Origin of the sequence: Kitasatospora sp. NPDC058218, assembly GCF_042882445.1 — a bacterium.
Classification (GTDB): domain Bacteria; phylum Actinomycetota; class Actinomycetes; order Streptomycetales; family Streptomycetaceae; genus Kitasatospora.
On sequence record NZ_JBHVWC010000012.1, the window covers coordinates 36,160 to 52,292 of the forward strand.

Consider the following 16,133-nt stretch of genomic DNA (forward strand, 5'->3'; position numbering starts at 1 on the left):
CCGGTACGACCAGCTGACCACTGACAGCGGACTGACACGGAGGACGTAGGAACATGACGACGCCGGACGAGCAGATCGTCAACGCACTTCGTGCCTCGCTGAAGGAGAACGCACGGCTTCAGCAGGAGAACCAGAAGCTCCTCGAAGCCCCTGCCGAGCCCATCGCCATCGTGTCGATGGCCTGCCGCTACGCGGGCGGGATCCGCACCCCGGAGGACCTCTGGCGGGTCGTCACCGACGGCACCGACGTGTACACCGCCTTCCCCGAGGACCGCGGCTGGGACCTCGAAGGCCTCTACCACCCGGACCCGGACAACCCCGGCACCACCTACGTGCGCGAGGGCGCCTTCCTGCACGACGCGGGCCAGTTCGACGCCGGCTTCTTCGGCATCTCGCCGCGCGAGGCGCTCGCCATGGACCCGCAGCAGCGGCAGCTGCTGGAGGTGTCCTGGGAGGCGCTGGAGCGGGCCGGCATCGCGCCGCACTCCGTCCGGGGCACCGACATCGGCGTGTTCGCCGGCATCGTGCACCAGGACTACGCCCCGGACCTCAGCGGATACGAGGGCTTCCTCAGCCTGGAGCGGGCCCTGGGCACGGCCGGTGGCGTCGCCTCCGGCCGGGTCGCCTACTCGCTCGGGCTGGAGGGCCCGGCGGTCACCGTCGACACCATGTGCTCCTCGTCGCTGGTCGCCATCCACCTGGCCGCCCAGGCGCTGCGCCGCGGCGAGTGCTCGATGGCGCTGGCCGGCGGTGCGACCGTGATGGCGACCCCGGGCGGGTTCGTGGGCTTCGCCCGCCAGCGCGGCCTGGCCTTCGACGGCCGCTGCAAGTCCTACGCGGCCTGCGCCGACGGCTCCAGCTGGGCCGAGGGCGCCGGTGTCGTCCTGCTGGAGAAGCTCTCCCGGGCCCGGGAGCTGGGCCACCGCGTCCTGGCGGTCATCCGGGGCTCCGCGCTCAACCAGGACGGCGCGTCCAACGGTCTGACCGCACCCAACGGCCCGGCGCAGCAGCGGGTCATCCGCAAGGCGCTGGACAGCGCCAACCTCTCCGCGGCCGACATCGACATGGTCGAGGGCCACGGCACCGGCACCGTCCTGGGCGACCCGATCGAGGCGCAGGCGCTGCTGGCCACCTACGGCCAGGACCGCTCCGCCGACCGCCCGCTGCGGCTGGGCTCGGTCAAGTCGGTGATCGGCCACACCCAGGCGGCCTCCGGTGTCGCCGGTGTGATCAACATGGTGCAGGCGCTGCGGCACGGCGTGATGCCGGCCACCCGGCACGTCGACGCGCCCACCCCGCAGGTGGACTGGTCGGCGGGCGCCGTCGAGCTGCTGACGCAGGCCCGGGAGTGGCCGGAGACCGACCGGCCGCGCCGGGCCGGGGTCTCCTCCTTCGGCGCGAGCGGCACCAACGCGCACCTGATCCTGGAGCAGGTGCCCGAGGAGGAGCCGGTCGCCACCGGGGACGTGCCGGACGCGGTGGTGCCACTGGTGGTGTCGGCCGCCTCGACCGCCTCGCTGACCGGCCAGGCCGAGCGGCTGGTCTCCTTCCTCGACGCGTCGCAGACGCTCTCCCTCGCCGGCACGGCAGGGGCCCTGGCCACCGGGCGGGCGGTGCTCGGCGAGCGCGCGGTGGTCGTGGCGGGTTCGACGGACGAGGCGCTGGCCGGGCTGGGTGCGCTGGCGCGGGGCGAGTCGGCTCCGGGGCTGGTGACGGGTACCTCGGGCGGGGCGGGCAAGCTCGCCCTGGTGTTCCCGGGGCAGGGTTCGCAGTGGGTCGGCATGGGCCGTGAACTGCTGGACTCCTCGCCGGTGTTCGCGGAGCGGGTCGCGGAGTGTGCGGCCGCGCTGGAGCGCTGGGTGGACTGGTCGCTGGAGGACGTGCTGCGCGGGGAGGCCCCGGCCGAGTTGCTGGAGCGCGTGGACGTGCTGCAGCCGGCGAGCTTCGCGGTGATGGTCGGTCTGGCCGCGGTCTGGGCGTCGGTGGGCGTGGTGCCGGACGCGGTGGTCGGTCACTCCCAGGGTGAGATCGCGGCGGCCTGCGTGTCGGGTGCGCTGTCGCTGGAGGACGCGGCGCGGATCGTGGCGGTGCGCAGCCAGGTGATCGCGGGCAGCCTCGCCGGGCGCGGCGGGATGGCCTCGGTGGCGCTCTCCGAGACCGACGCCGTCGAGCGGCTGGAGCGTTGGGCGGACCGGGTCGAGGTGGCGGCCGTCAACGGCCCGACCTCCGTCGTGGTCGCCGGTGACGCGGAAGCCCTCGACGAGGTCCTCGACGCCCTGGAGGACCAGGGCGTGCGGGTGCGCCGCATCGCGGTGGACTACGCCTCCCACTCCCGGCACGTCGAGGCGATCCAGGAGACCCTCACCGAGGCCTTCGCGGACATCCGCAGCCAGGCCCCGCAGATCCCGTTCTACTCCACCGTCACCGGCGCGTGGGTCGGCGAGGCCGGGGTACTGGACGGTGGCTACTGGTACCGCAACCTGCGCGGTCAGGTCCGCTTCGGTCCGGCCGTCGCCGCGCTGCTGGGCGAGGGCCACACCGTCTTCGTCGAGTCCAGCGCCCACCCGGTGCTCGTCCAGCCGATCAGTGAGATCGTCGACGCCGCCGACGCGTCGGCCGTGGTGACCGGCTCACTGCGGCGCGAGGAGGGCGGGCCGCGCCGGCTGCTGACCTCGATGGCCGAACTCTTCGTCCGGGGCGTCGCGGTGGACTGGACCGCCCTGCTGCCCGCCGGTGCCGCCGAGGCCGTGGTCGACCTGCCGACCTACGCCTTCGACCACCAGCACTACTGGCTCCAGCTGACCGGATCGGCCACCGACGCCGCCTCGCTGGGCCTCACCGGCACCGACCACCCGCTGCTCGGCGCCGTGGTGCGGCTGCCGCAGTCGGACGGGCTGGTGTTCACCTCCCGCCTGTCGCTGCGCACCCACCCCTGGCTCGCCGACCACGCCATGCAGGGCGTGGTGATCGTCCCCGGCACCGTCTACGTCGACCTGGCGGTCCGTGCGGGCGACGAGTTCGGCTGCGGCATCCTCGAAGAGCTGGTCATCGAGGCCCCGCTGGTGCTGCCCGAGCAGGGCGGCGTCCGGGTGCAGGTGGCCGTCGGCGGCCCCGGCCCGACCGGCTCCCGCACGGTGGACGTCTACTCCCTGCGCGAGGACGCGGCCGGTGAGGACGGCGACGGCGAGTGGAGCCGGCACGCCACCGGTCTGCTGTCGGCCACCGCCCCGAGCGGCAGCACCACGCCCGCCGTGGACTTCGCCGCCTGGCCCCCGGCCGGCGCCGAGCCCGTGGAGATCGAGGACTTCTACACCGACCTGGTCGTCCGCGGCTACTCCTACGGCCCGGCGTTCCAGGGCCTGCGGGCGGTCTGGCGGCGCGGCGAGGAGCTCTTCGCCGAGGCCGTGCTGCCCGCGGAACAGCGGGAGCACGCCGACAAGTTCGGCATCCACCCCGCCCTGCTGGACGCCGCCCTGCACACCAACGCGTTCACCAACCCGGAGGACGGCCGCAACGTGCTGCCGTTCGCCTGGAACGGGCTGGTCCTGCACGCCCTGGGCGCCTCCGCGCTGCGGGTGCGGGTCGCCCCCCGGGGCACCGACGCGCTGTCCTTCCAGGCCGCCGACGAGGCCGGCGAGCTGGTCCTGACGATGGACTCGCTGGTCTCCCTGCCGGTCTCCGCCGAGCAGTTGGGCAGCGCGGCGGGCCACGACGGCCGGGACTCGCTGTTCCGGGTGGAGTGGACCCAGCTGCCCGCGCCCGAGGGCGCCACGGCCGCGCCGGTCTGGGCCCCGCTGTCCGGCCCGGAGGACGTGGCCGCGCTCGCCGCCCGCGAGAGCGTCCCGGCGGTCGCCGTCCTCGACGCGAGCAGTGACGACGCCGCCGCCGACCCGCTGGCGCTCACCTGCCGGGTGCTGGCCGCGATCCAGGCCTGGACCGCCACCCCGGGCCTGGCGGACGCCCGGCTGGTCGTGGCGACCCGGGGCGCGGTGCCCGCCGGCGGCGACGCCGCGGTCACCGACCCGGCCGGCGCCGCCGTCTGGGGCCTGGTCCGCGCGGCCCAGGCGGAGAACCCGGACCGGATCGTCCTGGTCGACCTCGACCCCGCCGCCGCCACCGGAGCGGGCCCCGTCCTCGGGGCGGTGCTGGCCTCCGGCGAGCCGCAGGTCGCCGTCCGCGGCACCGTCCTGTCCGCCTCCCGCCTGGTGCGCGCCGAGACCGCCCCGGCCGAGGAGGCCGATGGGGCCGACGCGCCGGTGGCCTTCGACCCCGAGGGCACCGTCCTGGTCACCGGCGGCACCGGCTCGCTGGGCGCGGTGGTCGCCCGCCACCTGGTCACCCGGCACGGCGTGCGCCACCTCGTGCTGGCCAGCCGCCGCGGCCCCGACGCCGAGGGCGCCGACGACCTGGCCGCCGAACTGGCCGGGCTCGGGGCCTCCGTGTCGGTCGTCGCGAGCGACGTCGCCGACCGCGAGGCGGTGGCGGCGCTGCTGACCGCCGTCCCGGCCGCACACCCGCTGACCGGCCTCGTGCACCTGGCCGGCATCCTGGACGACGGTGTGATCGGCGCGCTGACGCCCGAGCGGATCGCCGGCGTCTTCGCGCCCAAGGTGACGGCGGTGCGCCACCTGGACGAGCTGACCCGCGAACTCGCCCCGGAGCTGCGGGCGTTCGTGGTGTTCTCGTCCGCCGCCGCGCTGCTCGGCTCGGCCGGCCAGGGCAGCTACGCCGCCGCCAACGCCTACCTCGACGCCCTGATGACCCGGCGTCGGGCCACCGGCCTGCCCGGTGTGTCGCTCGCCTGGGGCCTGTGGGAGCAGAGCACCGGCCTGACCGCGCACCTGAGCGAGGTCGACCAGGCCCGGATGAGCCGCGGCGGCGTCCTGGCACTGACCCCGGCCGAGGGCCTGGCACACTTCGACACCGGCCTGCACGCCGAGCAGGCGCTGCTGGTCCCGATCAAGCTCGACCTGCGGGCACTGCGTTCCGACACCGCGTCCGGCGGCGCCGTCCCGCACATGCTGCGCAGCCTGGTGCGGAGCGGGCGCCGGCTGGCGCGGGCCGCCGCCGGTGACGGCAGCGGGCTGGTCCGCCGCCTCGCCGGGAAGTCCGAGGCCGAGCAGGAGAGCATCCTGCTGGGCATCGTGCAGGCCGAGGCCACCGCCGTGCTCGGCTTCAACGGCCAGGAACTGGCCCAGGGCACCCGCGGTTTCAGCGACATCGGCTTCGACTCGCTCACCGCGGTCGAGCTCCGCAACCGGCTGAGCGCCGCGACCGGGGTCAAGCTGCCCGCCACCCTCATCTTCGACTACCCCACGCCGGTGGCGCTCGCCCGCTTCCTGCGCGAGGAGCTCGGCGACACCGCGGCCGGTGCCGCCGCCGCGCCCACGGTGGTCGCGGCCGACCCGGACGAGCCGATCGCCATCGTCGGCATGGCCTGCCGGCTGCCCGGCGGCGTCGTCGACCCCGAGGGCCTGTGGCGCCTGGTGCACGAGGGCCGCGACGGCATGGTGGGCTTCCCGGACAACCGCGGCTGGAACCTCGACGGCCTCTTCGACGACGACGCGGCGAAGCCCGGCACCTCCTACGTGCACCGGGGCGGATTCCTGCACGACGCGGGGGAGTTCGACGCCGAGTTCTTCGGGATCTCGCCGCGCGAGGCACTGGCGATGGACCCGCAGCAGCGCCTGCTGCTGGAGGCCTCCTGGGAGGCCCTGGAGCGCGCCGGCATCAACCCCGGCACGGCGCGCGGTGGCAACATCGGCGTCTTCTCCGGTGTCTCCATCCACGACTACGTCGAGTCCCTCACCAGCATGCCCGCCGAGCTCGAAGGCTTCGTGACCACCGCGACCGCGGGCAGCGTGGCGTCGGGCCGGGTGTCCTATGTGTTCGGCTTCGAGGGCCCGGCGGTGACGGTCGACACGGCCTGCTCCTCCTCGCTGGTGGCGATCCACCTGGCCGCGCAGGCGCTGCGCTCGGGCGAGTGCTCGCTGGCCCTGGCCGGCGGCGTCGCCGTGATGGGCTCGCCGGTCGGCGTCCTCGGCATGTCGCGCCAGCGCGGCCTCGCGGCCGACGGGCGGGTCAAGGCGTTCTCGGCGGGCGCCGACGGCACCATCCTGTCCGAGGGCGTGGGCATCGTGGTGCTGGAGCGGCTCTCCGAGGCGCGGCGCAACGGGCACCAGGTGCTCGCCGTGCTGCGCGGCAGCGCGGTGAACCAGGACGGCGCCTCCAACGGTCTGACGGCGCCGAACGGTCCGTCGCAGCAGCGGGTGATCCGCAAGGCCCTGGCCAACGCGGGCCTGGACGCCTCGGACATCGACGTGGTGGAGGCGCACGGCACCGGGACGGCCCTGGGCGACCCCATCGAGGCGCAGGCGCTGCTGGCCACCTACGGCCGGGACCGTGACCCGGAGCGTCCGCTCTGGCTCGGCTCGCTGAAGTCCAACATCGGCCACACCCAGGCCGCGGCCGGTGTCGCGGCCGTGATCAAGATGGTGCAGGCGCTGCGGCACGGCGTGCTGCCCTCCACGCTGCACGTGACCGAGCCGACGCCGCAGGTGGACTGGACCGCCGGCGCGGTGGAGCTGCTCACCGCGCCGCGCGACTGGGCCGGCGGCGGCCGCCCGCGCCGCGCCGGGGTCTCCTCGTTCGGGATCAGCGGCACCAACGCGCACCTGATCCTGGAGGAGTCCGCCGAGGTGGCGGCGGTCGAGCCGGCGGCCGGCGAGGTGCCGCCGGGCGCCGAGGTGGTGCCGCTGGTGGTGTCGGCGGCCACGACCGGTTCGCTGGCCGGCCAGGCCGAGCGGCTGCTCTCCTTCCTCGACACCGTGGACGCGGTGCCGCTGCCCGCGACGGCGAACGCGCTGGTGTCCCGGCGCGCGCTGCTGTCCGAGCGCGCGGTGGTGGTGGCGGGTTCGACGGACGAGGCGCTGGCCGGGCTGGCCGCGCTGGCCCGGGGCGAGTCCGCCCCCGCGCTGGTGACGGGCGGCTCGCTCGGCTCGGCCGGCGCGGGTCGGACGGTGCTCGTCTTCCCGGGGCAGGGTTCGCAGTGGGCCGGCATGGGCCGTGAACTGCTGGACTCCTCGCCGGTGTTCGCCGAGCGCATCGCGGAGTGCGCCCGGGCCCTGAGCCCGTGGGTGGACTGGTCGCTGGAGGACGTGCTGCGCGGGGACGCCCCGGCGGAGCTGCTGGACCGGGTGGACGTGCTGCAGCCGGCGAGCTTCGCCGTGATGGTCGGTCTGGCCGCGGTCTGGGCGTCCGTGGGTGTGCTGCCGGACGCCGTGCTGGGCCACTCCCAGGGTGAGATCGCGGCGGCCTGCGTGGCCGGTGCGCTCTCCCTGGACGACGCGGCGCGGATCGTGGCGGTGCGCAGCCAGGTGATCGCCGGGCAGCTGGCCGGGCGCGGCGGGATGGCCTCGGTGGCGCTCTCCGAGACGGAGGCGCTGGCCAGGCTGGAGCGTTGGGCGGACCGCGTGGAGGTGGCGGCCGTCAACGGCCCGACCTCGGTGGTCGTCGCCGGTGACGCCGAGGCCCTCGACGGGGCGCTGGAGGTGCTGGCGGCCGACGGGGTCCGGGTGCGTCGGGTCGCGGTGGACTACGCCTCCCACACCCGCCATGTCGAGGCGATCGAGGAGACCCTGGCGGAGGCCTTCGCGGACATCCGCAGTCAGGCCCCGCTGGTGCCCTTCCTCTCCACCGTCACCGGCGCGTGGGTCGACGAGGCCGGGGTACTGGACGGCGGCTACTGGTACCGCAACCTGCGCGGCCAGGTCCGCTTCGGTCCCGCCGTTGCCGAACTCCTCGGCCAGGGCCACACCGTCTTCGTCGAGTCCAGCGCCCACCCGGTGCTCGTCCAGCCGATCAACGAGATCGTCGACGAGGCCGCGGCCGACGTGCTGGTCACCGGCTCGCTGCGCCGCGACGAGGGCGGCCTGCGCCGCCTGCTGACCTCGATGGCCGAACTCCACGTCCGCGGCGTGGCCGTGGACTGGACGGGCGTCCTGCCCGACGGCGCCGCCACCACCCCCGTCGACCTGCCGACCTACGCCTTCGACCACCGGCACTACTGGTTGCAGACCGCCCCGGCCACCGACGCGGCCTCGCTCGGCCAGGCCACCGTCGACCACCCGCTGATCGGCGCCGTCGTCCGGCTGCCGCAGTCGGACGGGCTGGCCTTCACCTCGCGCCTGTCGCTTCGCACCCACCCCTGGCTGGCCGACCACGTCGTCGGCGGCGCCGTCCCCGTCCCCGGCGCCGCGCTGGTGGAACTGGCGGTGCGGGCCGGTGACGAGGTGGGCTGCGGCACGCTCGACGAGCTGGCGATCGAGGCGCCGCTGGTGCTGCCCGAGCAGGGCGGCGTCCGGGTCCAGGTCACCGTCGGCGGCCCCGACGAGAACGGCGCCCGCAGCGTCGACGTCTACGCCACCCGCGAGGACGCCGACGAGGACACCGGCGCCGACGCGTGGACCCGGCACGCCACCGGCCGGCTCTCCCCGGCGACGGCGGCCCGTACCGAGGCCCACGGCGACCTCGTCGTCTGGCCGCCCACCGGCGCCCGGCAGGCGGGCGCCGACGAGCTCTACGACGACCTGCTCCGTCTGGGCTACGCCCTCGGCCCGGCCTTCCAGGGCGTCCGGGGCCTCTGGCGGCGCGGCGAGGAGGTCTTCGCCGAGGTCGTCCTGCCCGAGGACCAGCACGCCGACGCCGGCCGGTTCGGCATCCACCCGGCACTCCTGGACGCCGCCCTCCAGTCCGGCCTGCGGCACGCGGCCGTGGCGGACGAGGCCGCGGGCGGGCAGCGGCTGTGGCAGCCGTCCGAGTGGACCGGCCTCACGCTCCACGCCGTCGGCGCCTCGGCGCTGCGGGTGCGGCTCGCGCCGTCCGACCAGGGCGGGCTGTCCCTGGAGGCCGCCGACGAGACCGGCGGCCCGGTCCTGACGCTGGACGCGCTCTCCTTCCTGCCGGTCTCCGCCGAGCAGCTCTCGGCCGCGGCCGCGGACGCCGGCCCCGACGCCCTCTTCCGGGTGGAGTGGGCCGAGCTGCCCGCGGCGCCCGCCGGCAACGGTTCGCTGCCGCCGTGGGTGCCGCTGTTCCACGCGGACGAGGTGCAGATCCTCGCCGACAACGTCACCACCCCGGTGGTCGCGCTGGTGGAGGCGATCGGCCGGGACGGCGACGCCCTGGCACTGACCAACCGGACCCTGGAACTCGTCCGGACCTGGCTGGCCGCACCGAGCCTGGAGGACTCCCGGCTGGTGCTGGTGACCCGGGGCGCGGTGCCCGCCGGCGGCGACGCCGCGGTGACCGACCCGGCCGGCTCGGCCGTCTGGGGCCTGATCCGCGCGGCCCAGGCGGAGAACCCGGACCGGCTCGTCCTGCTGGACACCGACACCGCCACCGACGTCACCTCCGCCGCGGTCGTCGAACCGCTGCTCGCCGCCGTGCTGGCGACCGGTGAGCCGCAGGTGGCCGTGCGCGGTGACGCGCTGTCCGCGCCGCGGCTGGTCCGCGCCGCCGCCGGCGACCCGACCGGCACCGACCCGGCCTTCCGCCCGGAGGGCACCGTCCTGGTCACCGGCGGCACCGGCTCGCTGGGCGCCCTGGTGGCCCGGCACCTGGTCACCGAGCACGGCGTCCGGCACCTGGTGCTGGTCAGCCGGCGCGGTGTGCAGGCGGAGGGTGCGGCGGAGCTGGTGGCCGAACTGGCCGGGCTCGGTGCGGCGGTGACGGTGGAGTCCTGCGACGTCGCCGACCGGGAGTCGGTGGCGGCGCTGCTGGCCGCCGTGCCGGCCGAGCACCCGCTGACCGGCGTCGTGCACACCGCCGGTGTGCTGGACGACGGTGTGATCGGCGCGCTGACGCCCGAGCGGATCGCCGGCGTCTTCGCCCCCAAGGTGACGGCGGTGCGCCACCTGGACGAGCTGACCCGCGACCTCGACCTGACCACCTTCGCGGTGTTCTCCTCCGCCGCCGGCCTGTTCGGCTCGGCCGGCCAGGGCAACTACGCGGCGGCCAACGCCTACCTCGACGGCCTGATGGCCCGCCGTCGGGCCGACGGGCTGCCCGGTGTGTCGCTGGCCTGGGGCCTGTGGGAGCAGAGCACCGGCCTGACCGCGCACCTGAGCGAGGTCGACCAGGCCCGGATGAGCCGCGGCGGCGTCCTGGCGCTGAGCCCGGCCGAGGGCCTGGCCCTGTTCGACGCGGCCCTGCACGCCGGCCGGGCCCTGCTGGTCCCGATCAAGCTCGACCTGCGGGCCGCCCGCGCCGACGCGGCGTCCGGCGGCGCCGTCCAGCCGCTGATGCGGGGTCTGGTCCGGGCCGGCCGGCAGGCCGTGCGGGCCGCGGCCGCACAGCGCGGCGGCGGGCTGGCGGACCGGCTGGCCGGGCTGTCGGCCGCCGAGCAGGAGGAGCGGCTGCTGGACCTCGTCCGCAGCCAGGTGGCGACCGTCCTCGGCCACGCAGGGGCGGACAACGTCAAGGCGGAGAAGGCGTTCAAGGACGCCGGCTTCGACTCGCTCACCTCCGTCGAACTGCGCAACCGGGTGCGGGAGGCCACCGGCCTCAACCTGCCCACCACCGTCGTCTTCGACTACCCGACCCCGCTCGCCCTGGCCCGCCACCTGCACGGCGCGTTCGGCCTCGTGGCCGCCGCGGCGGGCGCGGCGGCGCCGACCGTCCTGGCCGCCGACCCGGACGAGCCGATCGCCATCGTCGGCATGGCCTGCCGGCTGCCCGGCGGTGTGGCGAGCCCGGCGGACCTGTGGCGGCTGGTCGCCGACGGCCGGGAAGCCCTCTCGCCGTTCCCGGAGGACCGCGGCTGGGACCTGGACGGCCTGTTCGACGCCGACCCGGGCCGGGTCGGCACCTCCTACGTCGACCGGGGCGGATTCCTGCACGAGGCCGGGCTGTTCGACGCCGGCTTCTTCGGGATCTCGCCGCGCGAGGCGCTCGCGATGGACCCGCAGCAGCGGCTGCTGCTGGAGGCGTCCTGGGAGGCGCTGGAGCGCGCGGGCATCGACCCGGCGGCGCTGAAGGGCACGGACGTCGGCGTCTTCTCCGGCGTGATGAGTCAGGGGTACGGGTTCGGCGGCGAGATCCCGCCGGAGCTGAGCGGTTTCACCGCGACCGGCTCCGCGGGCAGCGTGGCCTCCGGTCGGGTGTCCTACGTGTTCGGCTTCGAGGGCCCGGCGGTCACCGTGGACACGGCCTGCTCGTCGTCCCTGGTGGCGATCCACCTGGCCGCGCAGGCGCTGCGGCAGGGCGAGTGCTCGATGGCGCTGGCCGGCGGCGCGACCGTGCTGGCCAACCCGCACACCTTCGTGGAGTTCTCCCGCCAGCAGGCGCTCTCGCCCGACGGCCGCTGCAAGGCCTTCTCCTCGACGGCGGACGGCACCGGCTGGGCCGAGGGCGCGGGCGTGGTGGTGCTGGAGCGGCTGTCCGAGGCCCGTCGCAAGGGGCACCCGGTGCTCGCGGTGGTGCGCGGGTCGGCCGTGAACCAGGACGGTGCGTCCAACGGTCTGACGGCGCCCAACGGCCCCTCGCAGCAGCGGGTGATCCGCAAGGCCCTCGCCAACGCGGGCCTGTCCACCGTCGAGGTGGACGCGGTCGAGGCGCACGGCACCGGGACGGTGCTGGGGGACCCGATCGAGGCGCAGGCGCTGCTGGCCACCTACGGTCAGGACCGCGAGCCGGGGCGCCCGCTCTGGCTCGGGTCCGTCAAGTCCAACCTGGGGCACGCGCAGGCGGCCGCCGGTGTCGCCGGTGTGATCAAGATGGTGGAGGCGCTGCGGCACGCGGTGCTGCCGCCCACCCTGCACGTCGAGGCGCCCTCGACAGAGGTGGACTGGGAGGCCGGCGCGGTCGAGCTGCTGACCGAGGCGCGGGCCTGGCCGGAGACCGGTCGGCCGCGCCGCGGCGGGGTCTCCGCCTTCGGTGTCAGTGGCACGAACGCCCACCTGATCCTGGAGCAGGCCCCGGCCGAGGCCGAGGCCGAGCGGCCTGCCGTCGAGCCTGCGGGTGTGGTACCGCTTGTGCTGTCGGCGAAGAGCGCGGGGTCGCTGGCCGGTCAGGCCGAGCGGCTGACCGCCTTCGTCGAGACCGCCGGGACCGGGGCGCCGGACGTCGCCGCCGCGCTGCTGTCGCAGCGGGCGCTGCTGTCCGAGCGTGCGGTGGTGCTGGCCGGGTCCGCCGACGAGGCGGCGGCCGGGCTGGGTGTGCTGGCGCGGGCCGGGAACGGCCCGGCGGTGGTGACCGGGACGGTGTCCGACACGGTCCGGACGGTCCTCGTCTTCCCGGGGCAGGGTTCGCAGCGGGTGGGCATGGGTCGGGAGTTGGCGGAGCGGTACCCGGTGTTCGCGGAGGCGTTCGACGCGGCGTGTGCGGCGTTGGACGGGCAGTTGGCGGGCTGGGTGGAGCACCCGGTCAAGGATGTGGTGTTCGGTACGGCGGGTTCCCTGGATCAGACGGTGTTCACCCAGGCGGGTCTGTTCGCGGTGGAGACGGCGTTGTTCCGGCTGGTGGAGTCCTGGGGCGTCCGGCCGGACGCGGTGCTGGGTCACTCGATCGGTGAGATCACGGCCGCGCATGTGGCGGGGGTGCTGTCGCTGGCGGATGCGGCGGCGGTCGTGGCCGCGCGTGGCCGGTTGATGCAGGCGTTGCCCTCGGGTGGCGCGATGGTGGCGGTGGCCGCCACCGAGGCCGAGGTCGCCGAACTCCTCGGTGACGAAGTGGACTTGGCGGCGGTGAACGGTCCGTCGTCGGTGGTGCTCTCCGGTGAGGAGGCGGCCGTGCTGAAGGCGGCCGAGGCTCTGAAGGCGCAGGGTCGTAAGGTCAAGCGGCTGACGGTCTCGCACGCCTTCCACTCGGCGCTCATGGAGCCGATGCTGGCCGAGTTCGCGGCCGTCCTGGCCGAGGTGACCTGGAGCGAGCCGAAGCTGACGGTGATCTCGAACGTCACCGGTCGCGCCGCCGAACCGGGTCAACTGGCCGACCCGGCCTACTGGGTGGACCATGTCCGCCGGCCGGTCCGGTTCGCCGACGGCATCGCGGCGGCCGCCGAGCTCGGCGACGCGCTGTTCGTCGAGCTCGGCCCGGGTGCCGCGCTCAGCGGTGTGGTGGCGGAGTCCGCCGGCGAGGACGCGGTCTGCGTCGCGGCGCTGCGCGACGGCCGCCCCGAGACGCACACCCTGCTGGCCTCGGTGGCCGAACTCTTCGTCCGGGGCGTCGAGGTGGACTGGGCGAAGACCCTGCCAGCCGGCCTCCCGACCGCCCACCTGGAGCTGCCGACCTACGCCTTCGAGCACCGGCACTACTGGCTGCAGACCACCCCGGCCACCGACGCGGTCTCGCTCGGCCAGGTCACGGCCGACCACCCGCTGCTCGGCGCGGTGGTGGAGGTGCCCGAGACCGGCGGGGTGCTCTGCACCTCGCGGCTGTCGCTGCGCACCCACGCCTGGCTGGCCGACCACGCCGTCGGCGGCGTCGTCCTGGTGCCCGGTACCGGTCTGGTGGAGCTGGCGGTGCGGGCCGGCGATGTGGTGGCCGCCGGCGCGCTCGACGAACTGGTCATCGAGGCCCCGCTGGTGGTGCCCGAGCAGGGCGGCGTCCGCGTCCAGGTCGCCGTCGGCGGCCCCGACGAGAGCGGCACGCGCACCGTCGCCGTCTACTCGGCCCGCGAGGACGCGGCCGGTGAGATCGGCCCGGACGCCTGGACCAGGCACGCGGCCGGCACCCTGACGGCGGCCCCGGCCGACCGCACGCGGACACCCGGATTCGACACCACCGTCTGGCCGCCGGCCGGCGCGGAGGCCGTGGACCTCGACGTCGCCGGCTTCTACGACGACCTCGCCCGCCACGGCTACGCCTACGGCCCGGCGTTCCAGGGCCTGCGGGCGGTCTGGCGGCGCGGCGAGGAACTCTTCGCCGATGTCGTCCTGCCCGACGAGCGGCGGGACGAGGCCACCCGCTTCGGCATCCACCCGGCCCTGCTCGACGCGGCCCTGCACACCCAGGCGTTCGCCCAGCCCGACGACGGCCACAACGTGCTGCCGTTCGCCTGGAACGGGCTCGTCCTGCACGCCGCCGGCGCGGGGGCCGTCAGGGTCCGGATCGCACCGCAGGGGCCGGACAAGCTCGGGCTGACCGCGGTCGACGAGGCCGGCGGCGCCGTCCTGACGGTGGACTCGGTCACCTTCCGACCGGTGGACGTCGAGCAGCTGGACACCGCGGCCGCCGCCGACGAGGGCCGCGACGCGCTGTTCCGCCTGGAGTGGAGCGCGCCGACCACGGCGCCGCGGGCGGCCGAACCGTCGCCGTCCTGGGTGCCGGTCGCCACCGGCGAGGACGTGGCCGCCCTGGCCGGCGAGGCACCCGCCGTCGCCGTCCTGGAGGCCCACGGCCGCGGCGGCGCCGACGAGGTGCTCGCCCTGACCGCGACGGCACTGGAGGTCGTCCAGGCCTGGCTGGCCGACGAGGCCTTCGAGGACTCGCGACTCGTGGTCGTCACCCGGGGCGCGGTACCGGCCGGCACCGACGCCGACGTCACCGACCTCGCCGGAGCGGCGGTCTGGGGCCTGCTGCGCACCGCCCAGGCCGAGAACCCGGACCGGATCGTCCTGCTCGACCTCGACCCGGACACCGAGGAACCGTTCACCACCGTGCTCGGCGCCGTCCTGGCCGCCGACGAACCGCAGGTCGCGGTGCGGGCGGCGGCGCTGTCCGTGCCGCGCCTGACCAGGGCACAGGCCGGGCAGGCCGCCCAGGCACCGGCGGCGTTCCGCCCCGAGGGGACCGTCCTGGTCACCGGCGGGACGGGCTCGCTCGGCGCGCTGCTGGCGCGGCACCTGGTCACCGAGCACGGTGTCCGGCACCTGGTGCTGGCCAGCCGGCGCGGTGTGCAGGCGGAGGGCGCGCCGGAGCTGGTGGCCGAACTGGCCGGGCTCGGTGCGGCGGTGACGGTCACCGCCTGCGACGTGACCGACCGGGAGTCGGTGGCGGCGCTGTTGGCCGCCGTGCCGGCCGAGCACCCGCTGACCGGCGTCGTGCACACCGCCGGTGTGCTGGACGACGGTGTGATCGGCGCGCTGACGCCGGAGCGGCTGGCGTACGTGTTCGGTCCGAAGGTGACGGCCGTCAGCCACCTGGACGAACTCACCCGCGACCTCGACCTGACGACGTTCGCGGTGTTCTCCTCCGCGTCCGGCCTGTTCGGCTCGGCCGGTCAGGGCAACTACGCGGCGGCCAACGCCTACCTCGACGCACTGGCGCACCGGCGGCGCGCGGCGGGCCTGCCCGGCACGTCCCTCGCCTGGGGCCTGTGGGAGCAGATCAGCGGCATGACCGCCCACCTGGGCGCCGCCGACCAGGCCCGGATGAGCCGCGGCGGAGTCCTGCCGATCGGCCCGGCCGAGGGCATGCGGCTGTTCGACGCGGCCCTGCGGACCGACACGGCGCTGGTGGTGCCGATCAAGCTGGACCTGCGGTCGCTGCGGGCCGACGCGGCCGCCGGCCGCACGGCCCAGCCGATGCTGCGCGGTCTGGTGCGCGCCGGACGGCAGTTGGCGCGAACGGCTGCCGGCGACAGCGGCGGGCTGACCCGCCGGCTCGCCGGCCTGGCACCGGCGGCGCAGGAGGCCCTGCTGCTGGACCTCGTCCGCAGCCAGGTGGCGACCGTCCTCGGTCACGCCGGGGCGGACCAGGTCGGCCCGGAGACGGCGTTCAAGGACGCCGGCTTCGACTCGCTGACCTCGGTCGAACTGCGCAACCGCCTCCGCGAGGCCACCGGTCTGAAGCTGGCCGCGACCGTGGTGTTCGACTACCCGGCACCGCTCGCCCTGGCCCGCTTCCTGCACGGTGAACTCGGCACCACCGACGACGCGCTGTCGATGGTGAACGCGAAGATCGAGGACATCGAGTCACTGATCGCCGGACTGCTGTCCGACGAGTCCAAGAAATCCAGCATCGTGCTCCGCCTCCAGGGGTTGGTGGCGAGGTTCAACGGAGTCGAGCAGACCGAAGAGTCCACGGTGGCCGAGCAGTTGGAGTCCGCCTCCGCCGATGAGGTCCTCGACTTCATCAACGACGAACTCGGAATCTCTTGAGCACCACGCCTTCACGGTCTGCCCAACCCCCGGTGA

At 75.5% G+C, this 16,133-nt stretch carries 1 protein-coding gene; it reads left to right on the top strand.

Annotation, left to right across the window (positions count from 1 at the left end):
* The first annotated feature begins 53 nt into the window (after nucleotides 1–53).
* The gene (locus tag ACFVYI_RS09775; protein ID WP_387882819.1) at nucleotides 54–16,097 is read left to right on the top strand and encodes a type I polyketide synthase; all 16,044 of its coding nucleotides are present in this window, start codon (nucleotides 54–56) and stop codon (nucleotides 16,095–16,097) included.
* Nucleotides 16,098–16,133 lie beyond the last annotated feature (36 nt).